Origin of the sequence: Pseudorhodobacter sp. E13 (genome assembly GCF_003991405.1) — a bacterium.
Lineage (GTDB): Bacteria > Pseudomonadota > Alphaproteobacteria > Rhodobacterales > Rhodobacteraceae > Pseudorhodobacter.
Genome location: NZ_RPEN01000156.1, coordinates 177269 through 197772, shown reverse-complemented (window position 1 = coordinate 197772; position 20504 = coordinate 177269). Strand labels below are relative to the sequence as shown.

The following is a 20504-nucleotide window of genomic DNA, read 5'->3' as shown; positions in this document are numbered from 1 at the left end:
TGGCCAGTTGCGGGAGCCTCCGGCGGGGATATTTACCAAATAGATGAAGCAGAAAGGACCAACCTCATGATCCCCTCAAGCTTTCCTTCCGCCGAGGAAATCGCCCGGCTGACCGCACGGATGTTGCTGGAAATCAAGGCTGTGCATTTCAATGCCGCCGAACCTTTCACGCTGGCCTCCGGCCTGCCCAGCCCGACCTATATTGATTGCCGCAAGCTGATCTCCTATCCGCGCATCCGGTCGACCCTGATGGATTTTCTTACCGTCACCGTCATGCGCAACGCGGGCTTTGAGGCTTTCGACAATATCGCAGGCGGAGAGACGGCGGGCATTCCCTTCGGCGCTTTGGTGGCCGAACGGATGGCGCTGCCGATGACCTATGTGCGCAAGAAGCCAAAGGGCTATGGCCGCAACGCACGCATTGAAGGCGTGATGACCGAAGGCCAGCGCGTCTTGCTGGTGGAGGATTTGACCACCGATGGCGGCTCCAAACTATCCTTCGTCGATGCGATCCGCGAAACCGGGGCGACCTGCGCGCATACGGCGGTGATTTTCTATTACGGGATTTTCCCCGACACGACGCAGAAACTGGCTGATCATGGCGTGGCTTTGCACCACCTTTGCACATGGTGGGATGTTCTGGCCGAGGCGAAAGCCAGCGGTGCCTTTGATGCGGCCACTCTGACCGAGGTGGAAAGCTTCCTGAACGCACCTCGCGCCTGGCAGGACGCACGCAAAGGATAATTTCCGCAATTCATCCCCAGATATTTTTCCCTGGGGGATTTGGGGATAGAGCAGCAAAGAATCGTCGATCTGGGCAAACAGCCTTTGATTTGCCACAAGATGTGGTAGGGTTTGGCTCGCACGCCACAGCGTCGCGCCTTATCCACAGGGTTCTGCCCGATGTTATCCACCGGGACGCCGGGGTTTCCTGCAACAGGGGTTTTGGCGTAGACGGGGGCATCTGGCGCAGGGGCCGGAGCGGGACAGATGAGGGTTGAGGAATGAACGAGGTCGCACCGATCAAACAAACGCTTCCGGCGCAGGTCGAGGCGGAATCGCTGCCGCATAATATCGAGGCGGAACAGCAGCTCCTTGGCGCGATCCTGACCAATAACGATGTCTATGACCGGATTTCCAGTCTGGTGAAGGCCGAGCATTTCTATGATCCCGTCCACAGCCGCATCTTTGAAATCGCCGCCGCGCGCATTCAAAAGAACGCTTTGGCCTCGCCCGTCACGCTGAAGGCGTTTCTGGAAGATGACGAAGGCCTGAAGGAACTGGGCGGCCCGTCTTATCTGGCGCGTCTGGCGGGGGCCGCGATTTCGTCCTATGCCGCGCGTGATTATGCCCAGATGCTCTATGATCTTGCGGTGCGGCGAGAGTTGATCGGTTTGGGCCGTGATATTGCGGCCAAAGCGGCCAAGGTCGAGGTGGCCTCCGAGCCGAAAGAACAGATCATCGAGGCTGAACAACGGCTTTACAAGCTGGGGGAACAAGGCGTGGCCGAACGCGGCTTCCAAAGCTTCCTCAAGGCTGTGACCGAAGCGGTGAACAGCGCCAACGCCGCCTATCAGCGTGATGGCGGCCTTGCGGGCATTTCCACCGGGCTGATTGATCTGGACAAGAAACTGGGTGGTTTGCACCCGTCGGATTTGCTGATCCTCGCAGGTCGCCCCTCGATGGGCAAAACCTCGCTGGCCACCAATATCGCCTTCAATGTCGCCAAAGCCTATCGGCGCGGGCGCTTGCCGGATGGCGGCGAAGGCGCGGTGGAAGGCGGCGTTGTCGGCTTTTACTCGCTGGAAATGAGCGCCGAACAACTGGCGGCGCGGATCTTGTCAGAAGCCTCCGAAGTGCCCTCAGAGCAGATCCGCCGCGGCGATATGACCGAACAGGAATTCCGCCGCTTCGTAGAGGCAGCAAAAAGCTTGGAGGCCTGCCCGCTCTATATCGACGACACCCCAGCCTTGCCAATCTCACAGGTCGCAGCCCGCGCGCGGCGCCTGAAACGGACGCATGGGCTGGATGTGCTGATCATCGACTATCTGCAACTGCTCAAAGGCTCGTCCAAGGAAAGCCGGGTGCAGGAAGTCTCGGAAATCACCCAAGGGCTGAAAGCGATTGCCAAGGAACTCAACATCCCGGTGATCGCCTTGTCCCAGCTGTCGCGTCAGGTCGAAAGCCGCGAAGACAAACGCCCGCAGCTCAGCGACCTGCGCGAATCCGGCTCGATCGAACAGGACGCCGATGTGGTCATGTTCGTTTACCGCGATGAATATTACAAGGAACGCGAAAAGCCCGGCGACCATGAGCTGGAAAAAATGGCGCAATGGCAATCGGTAATGGAAAGCGTGCATGGCAAGGCCGAAGTCATCATCGGCAAACAACGCCACGGCCCGATCGGCACGGTGGAACTCAGCTTCGAAGGCCGCTTCACCCGCTTCGGCAACCTCGTCAAAGCCTGGCAAGAGGGCAGCGACACCGGCTATTGACCCGTCAGGCAGGTGCCGCCCAAAGGGGCCATTGAGACCCCTTCGTGCGGCGTTGCCACCACCAAGCCGATCCCGGTTTTGGCTGCTACAGCATCATCTTGGCCCAAATACATCCGCCGGAGGCATTCACAGCATCGCAGGCGCCAAGGACCAGAACAATTGCCCCCCTGCCACACAACCATGGCAATGCCGCGCGTGGGGGGCTCAATGCCCCCTAGCGCGGCTCCTCCCTGCCGCTTTCGCCTTTTTCGCTTGACCTGCCGCATCACTCGGTGAAAACAACGCCATGGCCACAGCAACCCTTTCCATCGACCTCGACGCAATCGCCGCCAACTGGCGCGCGCTGGATCGTTTGTCCGCCCCCGATTGCCAGACGGCAGCGGTGGTCAAGGCCAATGCCTACGGGCTGGGCGCGGGCCGCGTTGCGCGGGCCTTGGCCCAGGCAGGCGCGCGGCGCTTCTTTGTGGCCTGCGCCGAAGAAGGGGCCGCCGTGCGGCAAGCCCTGGGCGCGGGGCCGCAAATCTCGGTTTTCTCCGGCCATATGGCGGGCGACACCGATATGATCAACGACCTTGACCTGACGCCAATGCTCAATTCGGTCGAACAGATCACCCGCCACCTTGAGGCCCTGCCCGGCCATCCTTTCGGCATCCAGCTTGATAGCGGGATGAACCGTCTTGGCATGGAAGCCGCCGAATGGGAGGCCGTCGCGTCCTTCGTGCTGGAGGCAGGCCCCGAGCTGTTGATGAGCCATCTGGCCTGCGCAGATGACCCCGCGCATGAGATGAACGCCGCCCAGCTTGCCGAATTTCACGCCTTGACCGATGGCACCGATGTGCCCCGCTCGCTGGCCGCGACCGGCGGCATTCTGCTTGGGCGCGACTATCACTTTGATCTGACCCGCCCCGGCATTGGCCTTTACGGCGGCCTCCCCTTTGAGGAGGCGACACCCACGGTCGCCCTGTCGCTTCCGGTGATCCAGTTGCGGGATTTGGCGATTGGCGAGATTGTGGGCTATGGCTGCACCTGGGTTGCCGAAGCGCCCAGCCAAATCGCCACCGTTTCAGGCGGCTATGCCGATGGGCTGTTGCGCAGCCTGAGCAACCGCGCCGTGCTATGGGCAGGCGATGTGCCCTGCCCCATCGTTGGCCGCGTTTCGATGGATCTGATCACGGTTGATGTCTCGCATCTGGAACAGGCCCCGCGCAAGCTGGATATCCTTGGTCCGCATCAATCCATTGATGATCTGGCCGCAGCGGGCGACACCATCGGCTATGAAATCCTGACCGGCCTGGGCGCGCGCTATATGCGCCGCTATATCGAAGGCACGGGCCGGGCATAACGCCATCCTAGCCCGCGCAGCCCGCAGCTTTGTCCGCCGGGGTGAGTCAATTTCATCCCAGATCGCCGCCAAGCCGCGCCGCTGCATCGCGAACCGCTTGACCTTCGCCGAAAGCCAACCCCAAATCGTCTGTATCAACCGACAGGCAGGCGCAGCACCCAAAAGCGCACAGCCACGACACGCAAAGGGAGACAGCGCGATGATGGCAGCAGGGCATGCGGTGACGCTTTGGTTCATCGCCTCAGGCATTGCTTGCGTCTTGCTTTTGGCCTGGGCGGCGGTTGTCGGGCTGGGGGCCGGGCGGCACCGGGCCTTGGCGCTGACCTTGCTGGCGCTGACCGGGGCCTTGGCCATCATGCCCAGCGGCTTGGGCCAATTGCGCGGCAGCTATGCCTTTCCCTACACGCAAACCCTGTTCATCGGCGCCACCCTGTGCCTGCTATCCGCCGTGATCCTGCTGTGGCGGATGCGGCGAGAGGCAACCATCCGGCGCAGCGCCGATCTGGGAATCGCTGCGTGCCTGAACCTTTGGCTGGCGCTTTGGGCCACGCTGACGCCTTTAAGCTATCTCTGACAGACAGGCCAAAAAACAACCCCTGCGCGAATTGCGTTTCCATTGCCGAAACAATGCAGCAGACATTCACGTTATTGCTGTCACGGGGCCCTTGGATTTAAAATTCCCCGTTGATTTTAAATATAAATTAGTCTGGGGTAGAGGTTAAGAGTTACGCCCGGGGGGGTATTTTCATGTTTCAACAGCTGGCTTCAGTGCTGCACCCATTGCAACGCGCGATGCAGGTGGTCAGCCATATGGCGATCATCGGCGGAACGGTTGCGCTGACCGCCGCCACCATCGCCGCCGCCTTTGGCCTGCTGCCTTGGCCGGAACTGTCGCTGCGTTGGGGCGGGCAATATATCCCCGAGGCGGGGATGTATGCGCAAATCGGCCTGACCGCGCTTTTGCTGATGATCTGTTTTTTCCTGCCTGCAAACACCCGGATGTCGCGGCTGGAACGCTCGCACCGGTCGTTTCAGATTTCGATGGAAGATGTGCGCCACGCCTATGAGGTGGTGCATAACGCCGACCGCCGCTCGGTCTTTGCGCTGTCGTCGGAATTCGACGAAATGCGCAAACGCATGGAATATCTGCGCAAACACCCCGATTTGTCGCATATGGAACCCGAACTGCTGGAAATCGCCGCACAGATGAGCCGCGAGTCGCGCGATCTGGCGCGCATTTATTCCGACGAACGCGTCAACCGCGCCAAGACCTTCCTCAAGCAACGGCAAGAGGAAGTCACCATCCTGCAAGAACGCCTGTCGCTGGCCCGCACCACCTGTGATGAATTGCGGCGCTGGATGTCGGATATCGAGGCGGGCGAGCGTGAAAACACCAAAGGCCTGCGCGCGCTGGAAAATGATCTGCGGGAAATTCTGCCCATGCTCGGCTATGATGTGGACGATATGCGCGAGGCCAATATCGTGACCTTGCCAAAGCAGCCCACCCACCCAAGCCACGGGCCGCAAAAGCAATAAAGGCTTGACCTATCCCCAAAGCCGCCACAGTTTCGCGCCAAAGGGTGCGGGACAAAGGCCGGAACAGTGCGTTATTTCTTGATCGCGGCCAATCTGTCGCTGCTGGTATTGTTCCCGCTGTCATGGTTCGCGCCTTTGATGCGGGCGGGGTTGTTGCCGTTTTTTGATCTGTCGGAAATCTCGGTCATCTCTGGGCTGCAAGCGCTGTGGGAAAAGGATGTGGCCTTGGCGCTGCTGGTCACAGTCTTTGCCATTTTCGCCCCCTATCTGAAAACCATCGGGCTGGCCCTGATGCAGTTCCGCCTGCTTTCGCCCCGCGTGGCCCCGGCGCTGCATATCCTTGGCAAACTGGCGATGGCCGATATCTTCCTGATCGCGCTTTACATCATTCTGGTCAAAGGCATCGGGCTGGCCCGTGTGGAAACCGCTTGGGGGCTATACCTCTTTACCGGATGCGTGCTGGCCTCGCTTGCCATTTCCATTCTGGGCACAAAACGCTAAGCGCTGCCCCGCAAAGCGCTTGCACCCCCGCGCGCGGCATTGCATCAAGAGCCATGGCAAAAAACGCCCCCGCCTTTACCTGCACCTCCTGCGGCGCTGCCCATAAGAAATGGGCCGGGCGCTGCGACTCCTGTGGCGCATGGAATTCCGTGATCGAAGAAGCGCCGCTTTCGGCAGGCCCGAAATCGCTGGGCGGCAAAGGCCGCGTGATCGCGCTGACCGATCTGGCCACCCAAGCCGACCCGCCCCCCCGCGCCACTTCGGGAATGGAGGAGTTGGACCGCGTGCTGGGCGGCGGTTTGGTCGAGGCTTCGGCCATCCTTGTCGGCGGCGATCCCGGCATCGGCAAATCCACCCTGCTGTTGCAAGCCGCCGCCGCTTTTGCCCGCAATGGCGTGAAGTCGATGTATATCTCGGGCGAGGAAGCCACCGCACAGGTGCAGATGCGCGCCCAGCGGCTTGGCCTTGCCGATGCGCCGGTGTTTCTGGGGGCCGAAACCAATCTGCGCGATATCCTGACCACGCTGGACGCCGAACGCCCCGGCCTTGCCATCATCGATTCCATTCAGACCATGTGGCTGGATACGGTGGAAAGCGCGCCCGGCTCTGTCTCTCAGGTCCGCTCGGCCGCGCATGAGCTGGTGACATTCGCCAAGAAACGCGGCGTGGCGATCATTCTGGTTGGCCATGTCACCAAGGACGGCCAGATCGCAGGCCCCCGCGTGGTGGAACATATGGTTGATACCGTGCTTTATTTCGAAGGGGAGCGCGGCCACCATTTCCGCATCCTGCGCGCGGTGAAAAACCGCTTTGGCCCGGCGGCGGAAATCGGTGTGTTTGAAATGACAGGTGACGGGCTGTCCCAAGTCACCAACCCTTCGGCGCTGTTCCTGTCCGACCGTGACAAACCCGCCCCCGGTTCCGCCGTCTTTGCCGGAATTGAAGGCACGCGCCCGGTGCTGACCGAGATTCAGGCGCTGGTGTCGCCGTCGCCGCTTGGCACCCCGCGCCGCACGGTTGTCGGCCTCGATTCCGGTAGGCTTTCGACGATTCTGGCCGTGCTGGAGGCGCGCTGCGGCATCCCCTTTGCGGGGCTTGATGTTTATCTGAACGTGGCGGGCGGGATGCGCGTTTCCGAACCCGCCGCCGATCTGGCCGTCGCTGCGGCCCTGCTTTCCGCGCGTGAGGATGTTGCAATTCCGCCAGATATGGTGCTTTTCGGAGAAATCAGCCTGTCTGGGGCCTTACGTCCCGTCGCGCAGACCGAAAATCGGTTGAAAGAAGCGATGAAACTTGGTTTCACACAGGCAATCGCGCCGTCCCGGTCCAAAATGGCCGGGGTGGAGGGTATGGCCGTGCGCCAGATGCCCGACCTGACGGCGTTCGTGGGCGAAATGTTCGGGGCTGGTTAACAAGCCCCAAGGGAGACTGCTATGGAAGGCTTTACCCTGATCGACGGTGTGGTCGCACTCGTCATCGTGTTGTCGGCGGTGCTCGCCTATTCCCGGGGGCTGGTGCGCGAATCGCTGGCAATCGCAGGCTGGGCCGGGGCTGCGGTGCTGGCCTATGTGTTTGCCGCCAAGGCGCAACCTTTGGTCAAGGAACTGCCCGTGGTTGGCAAATTCCTGACCGATAGCTGCGAGTTGTCGATCATCGCGGCCTTTGCGGCAGTCTTTGCCGTTGGTCTGGTGATCGCGGCGCTGTTTTCGCCGCTGCTGTCGTCGATGGTGCAACGCTCCATCCTTGGCGGGCTGGATCAGGGCCTGGGCTTTTTGTTCGGCGTGGTGCGCGGCGTGCTTTTGGTGGCGGTGGCCTTCATCGTTTATGACCGCGCAGTTGCGGCCAACACGATCCCGATGGTGGATAACTCCCGCTCGGCCAAGGTGTTCGCCTCGTTCCAGACCAATATCGACGATACCATCCCATCGGATGCGCCGGGCTGGATCGTAGCCCGCTATGAAACGCTGACCAGCAGCTGCGCCGCCCCGGCAACGCCTGTGACAGCAGAACCCGCTGCCCCGGCAGCCGGCAACTGATCGCAATCACGCGATCATGGCGTGACACGCCGCGCCAGAGAGACTAAACGGGGGGCATTAAACGCCCCTCGGATTCGGAGCCTGCCAATGCGCCCCTTCCTCGCTCACCCGTTCGACCACGATAAGTTGCATGAAGAATGCGGTGTTTTCGGTGTGATCGGGATGGCGGATGCGTCCAGCTTCGTAGCCCTTGGCCTGCATGCGCTGCAACATCGCGGGCAAGAGGCTGGCGGCATTGTCACCTATGAGGCAGAGGCCGGCTTTTGTTCCGCCCGCCGCTTTGGCTATGTGCGCGACAATTTCACCAAAGCCGATGTGATGGCCACCCTGCCCGGCACCATCGGCATCGGCCATGTGCGCTATTCCACCGCCGGGTCCAAAGGGGCCACGGCCATCCGCGATGTGCAGCCCTTCTTTGGCGAGTTCTCGATGGGCGGCTCGGCGATTGCCCATAACGGCAATATCACCAATGCCACCGCCCTGCGCCGCGAATTGATCGAACGCGGGTCGATTTTCCAATCCTCATCTGACAGCGAATGTATCATTCACCTGATGGCGCGGTCGATGGGGCGCAATATCCCCGACCGCATGGAAGAGGCGCTGCGCAAAGTCGAAGGCGCGTTTTCCATCGTGGCGATGACCCGCACCAAGCTGATGGGCGTGCGTGACCCGCTGGGCGTGCGGCCCTTGGTGCTGGGCAAGCTGGGGGATGGCTGGGCGCTGTCGTCGGAAACCTGCGCGCTGGATATCATCGGCGCGGAATTCGTGCGCGAGATTGAACCCGGCGAAATGGTCGTGATTTCGGAAAAGGACGGGGTGCAAAGCCACTTCCCCTTCCGCCGCATGAAATCGCGCGGCTGCATCTTTGAGCATGTCTATTTCAGCCGCCCTGATTCCATCCTCGGCGGCCGCTCTGTCTATGAAACCCGCCGCCAGATCGGCGTGGAACTGGCCCGCGAAGCCCCGGTGGAGGCTGATCTGGTCTGCCCGGTGCCCGATAGCGGCACCCCTGCGGCCATCGGCTACAGCCAGGAAAGCGGCATCCCCTATGCGATGGGCATCATCCGCAACCAGTATATGGGCCGCACCTTCATTGAGCCGACAGAGCAAATCCGCAACATGGGCGTGCGCCTGAAGCTGAACGTCAACCGTGCGCTGATCAAAGGCAAACGGGTCATTCTGGTTGACGATTCCGTGGTGCGTGGCACCACCTCGCGCAAGATCAAGGATATGATTTTGGACGCAGGCGCCGCCGAGGTGCATTTCCGCATCGCCTCGCCGCCCACCGCTTGGCCCTGCTTTTACGGCGTCGATACACCTGAACGCTCCAAACTCCTTGCCGCGACCATGTCAGAGGAAGAGATGCGCGACTGGATCGGGGTCGACAGCCTCAAATTCGTTTCGCTTGACGGGCTTTACCGGGCTGCGGGCGTGGCCAAAGGCCGCGACAACAAATCCCCGCAATATTGCGATGCCTGTTTCTCGGGTGAATATCCGGTCGCGCCATCGGATATGATCGAAAAAGGCTTTGAAATGAAAGCCGCTGAATGAGCGCAGAGGTAGCTGCCTATATCGCGGCCCTGCTCCCTGCCTTTCGTGATGCGGCCTTGACCCTGCGGGCCGAGATTGCTGCTTTGCTGCCAGACCATATCGAATGTATGTCCTATGCGATGCCGGGTTTTCGGGCACCGGGCAAGGCGGGCAAGATGGTTGTGGGCTATGCCGCCTTCAAACACCACCTTGGGCTTTACCCTCATTCCGGCAGCATCATTCCGCAGATCAACTGCGCGCCGTTCAAAACCTCCAGGTCCGGGGTGCTGTTTACCCCGGATAGCCCGCTGCCCCCGGCATTGATCGAACAGATCATCCGGGCGCGGCAAAGGGAGTTGGCAAAGCCTGCGGCAAAATAAGCATGCCCCTTGCCCTTTTGCTGCTGCTAAAATACCCAAGGGGCGCAATACAGCCCGAAGGAGCCTTCGCATGACCCAGAAAATCGCGCTCGTGACAGGTGCGTCGCGTGGCCTTGGCGCGGCCATGGCCGAAGAACTGGCATTGCAGGGCTGGCATGTGGTCGCCGTGGCGCGCACCACCGGCGGGCTGGAAGAGGTGGACGACCGCGCCAAGGCCGCAGATGCCCCCGGCGGGCTGACATTGGCACCGATGGATATCACCAATGATGATGCCATGCGCCACCTGTGCCGCTCGGTTTTTGATCGCTGGGGCGGGGTTGACCTTTGGGTCCACGCAGCCATCCACGCCGCCCCCTTGGCCCCGGCGGGCCATATCGACGTGAAGGATTGGGACAAATCGGTCGCCATCAACCTGCGCGCCACTGGCACGCTGATCCCGATGGTGGAACCCTTGCTGCGCGCCCGCCCCGGCGGAACCGCCCTGTTTCTGGACGACCCCCACACGGGCGAGAAATTCTTTGGCGCTTATGGCGCGACGAAAACCGGACAGATCGCGCTGGCGCAGTCATGGGCCGCAGAAACCGTGAAAACCGGACCAAAGGTCGTGATTGCGCAGCCCGCGCCGATGCCCACCGCCACCCGCGCGCGGTTTTTCCCCGGCGAAGATCGCGCGCCCCTCAGCGCCCCGCGTGATGAGGCGCTGCGCATTCTGTCGGGCCTCTGACGCGCCTGTCTGTTCGGTGCGACGCTCTGGGCCGTTACTCCAGCCGCGCCGGAAAGCCTTCGGCGCGCAGGTCGGTGCCCAGCAAATCCTCCAGCAGCTTGGCGATCATCGGCGATTGCGCCTCGCCGCCATAGGCCGCTTTTGCCGCGATATAAGTCTGGTTGGTCATGCTCGCCAAATCCAGCGGCACCCCGAATTCCTTGCCAAAGCCCAGCGCAAACCCCAGATCCTTCAACGCCAGATCAATGTTGAACGCGATGTCATAAGACCCGTTCAGGATCAGCGCACCTTCGGTTTCATGCACAAAACTATTGCCGGATGAGGCCGCGATCGCCGCATGCGCCTGCGCAAGGTCCAAACCCCCACGCTTGGCCAGCATCAACGCCTCGCTCGTGGCCTTGAGGTGAATGAAGGCCAGCATATTGGTAATGACCTTGATGATCGAGGATGACCCCAGCGGCCCCATATGGAAAATCCGGTCACCCATCGCCTGCATCGCGGGCAGATGCAGATCATACAAATCCTTGTCGCCCCCGGCCAGCATGGTGATCTTGCCTTGTGCCGCCAGATGCACGCCGCCCGTGACTGGCAGCTCCATCATCCGCACGCCCGCCTCTGCCGCCACCGCGCCCAAACGCAGCACTTCCTCGCGCCCAAGGGTCGACATTTCCAGCCAACTCGCCCCCGGTTTCATCTGTGGCAAAATGTTGCGCAACACCCGTTCCGACACAGCGGGAGAGGGCAAACAGGTGATCACATGATCCACCGCGCCCGCCAGCGCCTCGGCGCTTGGGGCCAGCGTGGCACCCATCGCCACCAACCGCTCCGCCAGTTTCGGGTTCAGGTCGAACACCGTCACCTGCATGCCCGCGCGCAGCAAACAGGCCGCGCAATTTGCCCCCAGATTTCCAAGCCCGATATAGCCGTAATGCGTCATTCGCCGTATCCCACGATTGCCTTGACCTCACAAAAGTCATGGATGCCCCAATCGGCATATTCACGACCGTTCCCCGATTGCTTGTAGCCCCCAAACGGCGCGAATGTATCCCAATCCGGGCCGTTCACATTCACCTGCCCCGCCCGCAAGCGCCGCGCCACCGCACGGGCCTCGGGCAACGCGCCTTGCACATAGGCCGCCAGCCCGTAAACCGTGTCATTCGCCATCGCGACCGCTTGATCGACGCTGTCATAAGACAAGATCGCCAGCACCGGGCCAAAGATTTCCTCTCGCGCGATGGTCATGCCCGGCGTCACATCGCCAAATACCGTGGGCTGCGCATAATGGCCCCGGTTCATGCCCTCTGGCCGCCCAAGGCCCCCCGTTACAAGCGTCGCGCCTTCGGCAATCCCCTGCCCGATCAGGCCTTGCACCTTTTCATATTGCGCACGGCTGACCAGCGGGCCCATCGTCACGCCCGCATCACCCGTATCCCCGATCACCATCGCCGCCACCGCCGCTTGCGCCGCGCGGTAGGCTTCAAGCTCTGCCCCGCGCGGGATGAACATGCGCGTCGGCGCATCGCAGCTTTGCCCGGTGTTGCCCATGCAGGCCTCCACCCCTTGTGCCACCGCCGCTGCCAGATCGGCCGAAGGCAGGATGATATTGGCCGATTTCCCGCCCAATTCCTGCGCCACCCGCTTGACCGTAGGCGCGGCATTGGCCGCCACCTGCACACCTGCGCGGGTGGACCCGGTAAAGCTGACCATATCCACCTCCGGATGGCTGGACAGCCGCGCGCCCACCTCTGGCCCGGTGCCATTCACAAGGTTGAACACCCCCGCAGGCACGCCCGCGGCATCGCAAACCTCGGCCCAGAGCAAGCCCGACAAAGGCGCGATTTCAGAGGGTTTCAACACCATGGTACAACCCGCCGCAATCGCCGGGGCCACCTTGCACACGATCTGGTTCATCGGCCAGTTCCACGGCGTGATCAGCGCACAAACCCCGATTCCCTCGCGGATGATCCGGGTGCTGCCGCGCGCCTCCTCCCAGGCAAAGGCCTTGGCGGCGGCGATGGTGCTTTGCAAATGCACCTGCCCCGCCCAAACCTGCGCCTCGCGCGCCCAAGTGATCGGCGCCCCCATTTCCAACCGCATGGCCTGCGCGAAATCCTCGGCCCTTGCGTCATAGGCGGCCAACAGCCGCTCCAACAACGCGATCCGCTCGGCCACCGGGGTCTGGGCAAATCCGTCAAACGCCGCCCGCGCCGCGGCCACCGCACGATCCGTATCCGCCACCGACCCCAGCGCAATCTCGCCCAACACCTCCTCGGTCGCCGGGTTTTCAACCGCCATGCGCGCGCCGCCCAAGGGCTGGACCCATTGGCCGTTAATGTAGAACCTCAACGCATGGTCAGAAATCATTGAATCCTCACTGGAAATAGATCTTGTATTTGCTGCGGATCATGGCATCCAACTCCGGGTCGATCAACCGCCCGGCTTTCGCCAGGATGGCATTCTTGCGCGCCAAAGCCTTGTCCAAAAGCAAAGGCTTGCCCGCCTCATTCCATTCCTTCGGTGACATCCGGTTGCCCACCACCGGATAAATATACTCGGTCTGCATCAGCTTCAGCGTCTGGTCCGAGCCTAGGTAATGCCCCGGCCCGCCCAAGCACACCTCTTTCATCGCGTCGATACTGGTGCTGTCGGACGTCACATCAATCCCGCGCACCAACCGCATCGCCTGGCCCAACAGATCATCACCCAGCACAAGGCTTTCCAGACAAAAGCCCAGCAAAGACGCATGCATCCCCACTGCCTCATAACACATGTTCAACCCGGCAAGCCCAGCAAGCGAATTGGTGATCCCCTGCTCCCATCCGGCCTGCATATCCGGCAACTTGCTGTCGGAAATCCCGCTCGCCGCCCCGCCGGGCAGGTCATAAAACCGATGCATCTGCGCGCAACCCGCCGTCAACAGCGCCTGCTCCGCCGACCCGCCCGACATTGCCCCCGTCCGCAAATCCGACACGAAGGGCCAGGTGCCAAAGACACAAGGCGCACCGGGCTTGATCGCATTGGCATAAACCACACCCGCCAGACATTCGGCCACCGCCTGCACAATCGTCAGCGCAATCGGCGCCGGAGAGGTCGCCCCCGCCTGCCCCGCGCTCAGCAACAGCATCGGCATCCCGCGACGGATACAATCTTCCATCACGATGCAGCTTTCCTCGGCGAACTTCATCGGCGGCACCACAAAACAGTTGGAATTGGACACAAAGGGCCGCTCCAGCCATTTCTCCTCACCCCCCGCAATCGTGTAAAGCAGATCGAAACAAGGCGCGACATGGGACGGATCGCTGAACGAGGTGCCCACATGTTTCCGCGTCCCCGACACAGACCCATAAAGCGTGTTCAAATCCATATCGAGGTTGTCCGGGATATCCCGGCAAACCATCGTGCGCTGATAAAAGTGAATGTTATCAAGATTATCCACCAGCCGCGCCGCATCATACAAATCCTGCGCCGTGCTCTCGCGATAGTCCAGCGTGAACGGATCGACAATATGCACCGCCGCCCCCGCCGTGCCGAAATGCACCTTCGACCCCGACAAATGCAGGTCATGCTTTGGGTCGCGCGCGTGCAAGGTGATGTTGCGCGCAGCCACCGCCAGCATATCCTCCACCAAAGCCCGCGGGAACCGAATGCGCCCGTCATCCCCCTGAATGGCCCCGGCTTCCGTCAACAGCTTAACCCCCGAGGGTGGAGCCTGGCTCAGACCAATCTGCTCCAACGCCTGCAAGGCGCTTTCATGAATCTGCGCCACCCCGGCTTCGGTCAGCGGCTTGTATTGCCCGCCGGGCAAACCCGGCCGCACAGGCCGCAGATCATCCGCCAAAGGGGCCGCCCGCAAAGCCACCCGGCTCGCCCGCCCCCCAGCCCGCCCAGATCGTGCGCGCGCCGGCTCACACATCTCGCCAATCTCATCCATCCCGCCACCCTCATTCATCTATTCAAAAATATCCCGGGGTCCGGGGCAGAGCCCCGGTCCTGCTTTCGGTCACATCCGCACACGTTCGGATTTCGGATCATACATCGGCACCAAGGATGCCTCCGCCGCAAAGCGCTTGCCCGCCACCTCGATCTCATAGCTGGACGCCAGCACTTGCTCGGCGCTCTCCCCCGCACAAGGCACATAGCCAAGCCCGATGGCCCCACCCAAGTGATGCCCGTAATTGCCCGATGTAATCGGCCCGACAATCCGCCCATCGCGCACAATCGCTTCATTATGGAACAACAGCGGCCCCGGATCGCGCAGCTTGAACTGCACCATCCGCCGCGCCAATCCGGCCTCCCGCTTGCGCAACACCGCCTCGCGGCCCATGAAATCGCCCTTGCCGGTCTTCACCGCAAAGCCAAGCCCCGCCTCCAGCACATGATCCTCATCGGTGATATCATGGCCGAAATGGCGATAACCCTTTTCAATCCGGCAGCTATCCAGCACATGCAAACCGCATAACGTCATGCCCTTGTCCGCCGCCTCCAAGGCCTCGAACACATGCGCCGCCTGGTCGGTGGAAATATACAGCTCCCACCCCAACTCGCCCACATAGGTCACGCGATGCGCCCGCGCCAACCCCATGCCAATTTCGATGTCCCGTGCCGTGCCAAAGGGATGCGCTGCATTGCTGAAATCGGCAGGGGATACCGCCTGCAACAGCTCGCGGCTTTTCGGCCCCATCACGCACAGCACCGCCTCCCCCGCCGTCACATCGGTGATCACGGCAAAGGCCTCGCCCAGATGCCGCCGCAACCACGCCAGATCGCGCTGCAAGGTCGCCCCCGGCACCACCAGAAAATAGGCGGTCTCAGACAACCGCGTCACCGTCAGATCGCTTTCAATCCCGCCCCGCGCATTGAGCATCTGGGTATAGACAATCCGCCCCGCAGGCACATCGACATCATTGGCACAGACCCGCTGCAAAAAGGCACAGGCATCGCGCCCCTCCACCCTGATCTTCCCGAAAGAGGTCATGTCGAACAGCCCGACACCCGTCCGCACGGCCTTATGCTCGGCGGCGGCATTGTCAAACCAGTTCTGCCGCCCCCAGGAATACTGGTATTCCCGCGCTTGACCCTCGTTCGCAAACCAATTGGCCCGCTCCCACCCCGCAACTTCGCCAAACACCGCGCCCCGCGCCTTCAGATGTTCATGCAAAGGCGACCGGCGCACCCCGCGAGAGGTCGCCATCTGCCGGTAAGGAAAGTGATCGGCATAAAGCAGACCCAAGGTTTCCGACACCCGCTCCTTCAAATAGCTGCGGTTGCGCTGGAACGGCTGCGCGCGCCGAATATCCACCTCCCACAGATCAAAAGGCGGCTCGCCTTCGGTGATCCAATGCGCCAGCGCCATGCCCGCGCCGCCCGATCCGGCAATGCCCACCGAATTATAGCCCGCCGCCACCCAATAGCCGCCCAGTTCCGGCGCCTCGCCCAGATAATAGCGATCATCCGGCGTAAAACTCTCCGGCCCGTTGAAAAACGTATGAATCCCCGCCGATTGGAACAAAGGCATCCGCTCCATCGCCGCCTCCAGAATGGGCTGGAAATGGTCCCAATCCTCCGGCAGCGTGTCGAACTCGAAATCCTCACGAATGCCGCCCATGCCCCAAGGCTTGGCCTTGGGCTCAAAGGCCCCGATCATCATCTTCCCCGCATCCGATTTGTAATAGGCGCATTCATCCGGCACCCGCAGCACCGGCAAATGGCCCAACCCCTCGATCGGCTCGGTGATCAGATAGAAATGCTCGCAGGCATGCAGCGGCAAGGTCACGCCACTGGCCTCCGCCAGATCACGCCCCCACATGCCACCACAGTTGATGACCACATCGGCGGCAATATGCCCCGGTTCGCCTTCCACCACATAATCCACACCCGTGACGCGCCCCGCAGCCCGCGTCACACCCGTCACCTTGACGCCTTCCAACACCTTGGCCCCACGCATCCGCGCGCCTTTGGCCAGCGCCATCGCGATATTGGCGGGGTCGCACTGCCCATCCAGCGGCAAATGCACCGCCCCCACCACATCGCCCACATTCAGATGCGGATACATCGCCTTCACCTCGGCCGGCGAAACCTCCGCCACATCCACATCAAAAATCCGCGCCACCGTGGCTTGGCGCAGCAATTCCTCATGCCGCGCCTGCGTCAACGCGACCGAGATTGACCCCACCTGCCGCATCCCCGTCGCAACGCCCGTCTCCGCCTCCAGCTTCACATAGAGATCCGCCGAATATTTCGCCAAACGCGTCATATTCGCACTGCCGCGCAATTGCCCGATCAACCCCGCCGCGTGCCAAGTGGTGCCCGATGTCAGCCGCTTGCGCTCCAACAGCACAATATCCGTCCAACCCGCCTTGGCCAGATGATAGGCGACCGAGCAACCAGACACCCCACCGCCAATAATCACCGCCCGCGCCGTCTTTGGAACCTCAGCCATCGCCTCACCCATTCATCTATTCAAAAATATCCTCGGGGGGTCTGGGGGGCAGACAGCCCCCCAGCCTTGTCACGCACGGATGCGCTCGTTCTTCGGGTCCCACAGCGGTGCATCTTCCTGCACCACCGCGCGGTGCCGCGTGCCAAAGATTTCCACCTCCAACACGGTCCCCGGCGCGTTCAGATCGCTGCGCAACATGCCAAGCCCAATGCAGGCCCCCACGCGATGGCCAAAATACCCGCTCGTCACCTCACCCACGACCGTATCGCCATGCCAGATCGTCGACATATAAGGCGGGTCATAGTCCCCCGCCTCGATTTTCAGCGTTACGAATTGCTTGGATACCCCACGCTGCTTTTCTGCCGCCAAAGCCGCCTTGCCGCGGAACGCATGGGACCAGTCGATAAACCGCTCCAACCCGCCTTGCAGCACCGTATAATCGGTCGACAAATCGCCCTTCCACGCGCGATAACCCTTTTCGATCCGCAAGGAATTCAGCGCGAACATGCCAAAGGGCCGCAAGCCATGGCCCTGCCCGGCGGCGATCAGCGCATCCCACACGGCAGGCGTTTCGGCGCGGCGCGAATGCACCTCCCAGCCCAATTCCCCCGCAAAGGACACCCGCATCAACACCACTTCAGCCCCGGCAATCACCGCTTTTTGCCAACTCAGCCACGGCTGGCTCAAATCCGCACCACAGACCGCCGCCAAAATCGCGCGGCTGTTGGGCCCAGTCAAAATCTGGCAGGACCAGTCGTCGGTTTCATCGCGCAGATGAAGCCCATGCGGCAGAGTCGAAAGCAACAGCTCCCGGTCATGTGCCTGCGCCGTGGCGGCAGTGATCAGCATCACCTCCTCCTCCGCCACCCGCGCCACCGACATCTCGGTGACAATCCGGCCCTTTTCATCGGCAAAATACGCCAGCCCCACACGCCCCACCTTCGGCACCCGCCCGGTGATCTGCGCGCTCAGCCAATCAATCACGCCTTTGCCCGAAACCCGAAAACGCGAAAAGCCCGGCAGGTCCAGAATTCCCGCCGCATCGCGCACCGCCTCGCATTCGGCCTTCACCGCTCCAAACCACGCGCCTTCGCGCTTCCATGTCTGGCAGCCCTCGGCCGATGTGTCATCGCCCGCGCGTGCATACCAATTCGCGCGCTCCCAACCGTTATAGGCCCCGAATTGCGCGCCCATCCCCGCCACGCGATCATGCACCGCGCTCAGCTTCTGGTCGCGCCCCGCAGGCCAGGCGAAATGCGGGAAATGCATGCCATATTCATGGCCATAGACCTCCATCCCCTTGGCAATGCAATAGTCTTCGCCCTCAAACCCGGTAAAGCGGCGCGGGTCACAAGACCACATATCCCACTCGGTCGCGCCCTCTGTCACCCATTCCGCCAAGACCTTGCCCGCGCCCCCGGCCTGACAAATGCCAAAGGTGAACACACAGGCCTCAAACGCATTCGGAACCCCCGGCATCGGCCCGATCAGCGGGTTGCCATCGGGCGTATAGGGGATGGGCCCGTTGATCACCTTGGTCAGCGGCGCCGTGCCCAACAGCGGCACCCGCGCCATCGCATCCTCAATATGCCATTCCAGCCGCTCCAGATCATCGGGGAAAAGCTGGAAACTGAAATCGGCGGGGAAAGGATCATCCTTGCTGATCCAATGCGCGCGGCAATTGCCCTCATAGGGGCCAAGGTTAAACCCGTTCTTCTCCTGCCGCAGATAATAACTGCTGTCGACATCGCGCAGCAGCGGCAACTTGCCCCCTGTCTGCGCGCTATACTCCGCCACCTCTGGCACCGTATCGAACAGCATATACTGATGGCTCATCACCATCATCGGCACCTCGCGGCCAAACATCCGCCCAACCTCGCGCGCGTAATATCCCGCTGCATTGACCACATAGGTGCAGCGGATCTCGCCCTTCTCGGTCACAACAACCCATTCATCCGCCTCGCGCCGCACCGCTGTCACCGGGCAGAACCGCTCAATCCGCGCGCCCATATTGCGCGCGCCCTTGGCCAAAGCCTGCGTCAATTGCGCCGGATCAATATCACCGTCATTCGGATCATACAGCGCCCCGCTCAGATCATGCGTCTCAAGAAAAGGATAGCGCGCCTTGATCTCCTCAGGGGCCAGAACCTCAAGATCCATCCCCTGATAGCGCCCCATGCCCGCCACGCGCTTGAACTCGTCCAGCCGCTCTGCCGTATGGCCCAAGCGCACCGATCCGGTGACATGGTAATTCATCGGGTAATCCACTTCGGCGCCCAAACCGCGATACAGTTCCGCCGAATAGCGCTGCATGTTCATGATCGACCAAGAGCTTGAAAACGTGGGCACATTCCCCGCCGCATGCCAGGTAGAGCCTGCCGTCAACTCATTCTTTTCCAGCAGCACGCAATCCGTCCAACCCGCCTTGGCCAGATGATACAGGCACGAGGCGCCAACCGCCCCGCCGCCAATGATCACCACCCGCGCGCTCGTTGGAAAATCAGCCATGGCCCCACCCTTCATCTATTCGAAAATATCCCCGCCGGAGGCAACCGCCATCGGCTGCCAGCGCAGGTGTCTGCGTGACTATCCACCCGAATCCAAAGCCTTTCAATTCGTCATATCCGGGCTTATTAATCGTAAAATCCGATTAGGAACGCGCCATGCACCCCGAGCAGATCGAAACCTTCCTCGACCTTGTGGAAACCCACAGCTTCAACCGCACGGCAGAGCGTCAGGGGTTAACCCAATCCACCGTTTCGGGCCGCATCGCGGCGCTGGAGGCAGCGCTTGGTGTGCGGCTGTTCACCCGCTCGCGCGCGGGCACGGAACTGACAACCGAAGGGCTGAAGTTCGCCCCCCATGCCCGGCTTTTGCGCCATACATGGGCCGAGGCCCGCCATTCCGTCACCCCTGCGGGCGAAGCCGTGATCAATATCCGGCTGGGCATCCAATCTGACCTTGCCCCCAACCATCTGGCCGATTGGATGGTCGGGTTTCAAACCCATCTGCCCGATTGCGCCTTCTATGTGGAACCCGATTTCTCGGCCCAGATGTGCCGCGATCTGGCCTCTGGCGTGTCGGATTTCGCGGTGATGTTCACCCCCCACCCTTCGCCCGATCTGAATTTCACCACGCTGGGCGAATGCAAATACAAGCTGATCTCCTCGGAAACCGACAGGCGCAAAGAGCTGAACCCAAAGACCTATATCCGCGCCAATTTCGCCCCCGCCTTTGATGCCACCCACCGCGCCGCCTTGCCCGAACTGCAAGGCGCGCCGGTCGCAGCGGGGCAAAGTGCCACGATTGCGGGCTTGCTGGGCAAAATGGGGGGGGCTGCCTATCTGCTGGATGTGGTGGCCGACGATCTGATGGCCACAGGCCGCTTTCGCGCCGTCAAGGATGCGCCCATCATCTCGCAACCCGTGCATGCCGCGACCCATCTGCGCAACCGCACCTCAAAGCTGCACCGCCACTTGCTGCGCGTGGTGCAGCAAAGCTTCAAATCGACCTGACCGCGC

Annotated in this window: 17 protein-coding genes; 12 read left to right on the top strand and 5 right to left on the bottom strand. The window is 61.7% G+C overall.

The window, feature by feature from the left end:
- The first annotated feature begins 66 nt into the window (after window positions 1–66).
- The 11 genes from EGN72_RS11810 (at window position 67) to EGN72_RS11760 (ending at window position 10544) form a co-directional block, all read left to right on the top strand.
- Window positions 67–744 carry an orotate phosphoribosyltransferase gene (locus EGN72_RS11810; RefSeq protein WP_127047797.1) on the top strand — a complete coding sequence of 226 codons (678 nt, stop codon included), beginning with the start codon at window positions 67–69 and terminating at the stop codon, window positions 742–744.
- Window positions 745–1004: 260 nt separating this feature from the next.
- Entirely contained in the window at window positions 1005–2495 is a 1491-nt protein-coding gene (locus EGN72_RS11805) for a replicative DNA helicase (RefSeq protein ID WP_127047795.1), read from the top strand.
- 286 nt (window positions 2496–2781) lie between these two features.
- The gene (gene alr, locus EGN72_RS11800; protein WP_127047793.1) at window positions 2782–3837 is read left to right on the top strand and encodes an alanine racemase; all 1056 of its coding nucleotides are present in this window, start codon (window positions 2782–2784) and stop codon (window positions 3835–3837) included.
- A gap of 199 nt (window positions 3838–4036) precedes the next feature.
- On the top strand, window positions 4037–4411 hold the full coding sequence (locus EGN72_RS11795; RefSeq protein WP_127047791.1) for a hypothetical protein: 375 nt from the start codon (window positions 4037–4039) through the stop codon (window positions 4409–4411).
- 173 nt (window positions 4412–4584) lie between these two features.
- Window positions 4585–5373 carry a DNA repair protein gene (locus tag EGN72_RS11790; RefSeq protein ID WP_127047789.1) on the top strand — a complete coding sequence of 263 codons (789 nt, stop codon included), beginning with the start codon at window positions 4585–4587 and terminating at the stop codon, window positions 5371–5373.
- Window positions 5374–5439: 66 nt separating this feature from the next.
- Window positions 5440–5874: a paraquat-inducible protein A gene (locus EGN72_RS11785; protein ID WP_233587121.1), complete on the top strand. Its 435-nt coding sequence runs from the start codon at window positions 5440–5442 to the stop codon at window positions 5872–5874.
- A gap of 53 nt (window positions 5875–5927) precedes the next feature.
- A complete protein-coding gene (gene radA / locus EGN72_RS11780; protein ID WP_127047787.1) occupies window positions 5928–7286 on the top strand; it encodes a DNA repair protein RadA in 1359 nt (452 codons plus the stop codon).
- A gap of 21 nt (window positions 7287–7307) precedes the next feature.
- Window positions 7308–7910, top strand: coding sequence for a CvpA family protein (locus EGN72_RS11775; RefSeq protein WP_127047785.1), 603 nt, complete (start codon window positions 7308–7310; stop codon window positions 7908–7910).
- Between the two features lie 87 nt (window positions 7911–7997).
- Window positions 7998–9461, top strand: coding sequence for an amidophosphoribosyltransferase (gene purF / locus EGN72_RS11770; RefSeq protein WP_127047783.1), 1464 nt, complete (start codon window positions 7998–8000; stop codon window positions 9459–9461).
- Window positions 9458–9820: an iron chaperone gene (locus EGN72_RS11765; RefSeq protein WP_127047781.1), complete on the top strand. Its 363-nt coding sequence runs from the start codon at window positions 9458–9460 to the stop codon at window positions 9818–9820. The genes purF and EGN72_RS11765 overlap by 4 nt, the downstream gene beginning before the upstream one ends.
- A gap of 70 nt (window positions 9821–9890) precedes the next feature.
- Window positions 9891–10544, top strand: coding sequence for an SDR family oxidoreductase (locus tag EGN72_RS11760; RefSeq protein ID WP_127047780.1), 654 nt, complete (start codon window positions 9891–9893; stop codon window positions 10542–10544).
- Window positions 10545–10578: 34 nt separating this feature from the next.
- Here the strand turns inward: EGN72_RS11760 and EGN72_RS11755 are convergent, their stop codons facing one another.
- The 5 genes from EGN72_RS11755 to EGN72_RS11735 form a co-directional block, all read right to left on the bottom strand.
- Window positions 10579–11481, bottom strand: a complete 903-nt coding sequence (locus EGN72_RS11755) for an NAD(P)-dependent oxidoreductase (protein ID WP_127047778.1) — start codon at window positions 11479–11481, stop codon at window positions 10579–10581.
- Complete coding sequence (locus tag EGN72_RS11750; RefSeq protein WP_127047776.1) at window positions 11478–12908, bottom strand: aldehyde dehydrogenase family protein; 1431 nt, start codon at window positions 12906–12908, stop codon at window positions 11478–11480. The genes EGN72_RS11755 and EGN72_RS11750 overlap by 4 nt, the downstream gene beginning before the upstream one ends.
- Window positions 12909–12915: 7 nt before the next feature.
- On the bottom strand, window positions 12916–14475 hold the full coding sequence (locus EGN72_RS11745) for a trimethylamine methyltransferase family protein (protein WP_127047774.1): 1560 nt from the start codon (window positions 14473–14475) through the stop codon (window positions 12916–12918).
- Window positions 14476–14544: 69 nt separating this feature from the next.
- Window positions 14545–16983, bottom strand: coding sequence for an FAD-dependent oxidoreductase (locus tag EGN72_RS11740; protein ID WP_127047773.1), 2439 nt, complete (start codon window positions 16981–16983; stop codon window positions 14545–14547).
- Window positions 16984–17052: 69 nt separating this feature from the next.
- Window positions 17053–19491, bottom strand: coding sequence for an FAD-dependent oxidoreductase (locus tag EGN72_RS11735; RefSeq protein ID WP_127047771.1), 2439 nt, complete (start codon window positions 19489–19491; stop codon window positions 17053–17055).
- Window positions 19492–19646: 155 nt separating this feature from the next.
- Here EGN72_RS11735 and EGN72_RS11730 point away from each other — a divergent pair, with 155 nt between their 5' ends.
- Complete coding sequence (locus tag EGN72_RS11730; RefSeq protein WP_127047769.1) at window positions 19647–20498, top strand: LysR family transcriptional regulator; 852 nt, start codon at window positions 19647–19649, stop codon at window positions 20496–20498.
- The last annotated feature ends 6 nt before the right edge of the window (window positions 20499–20504 follow it).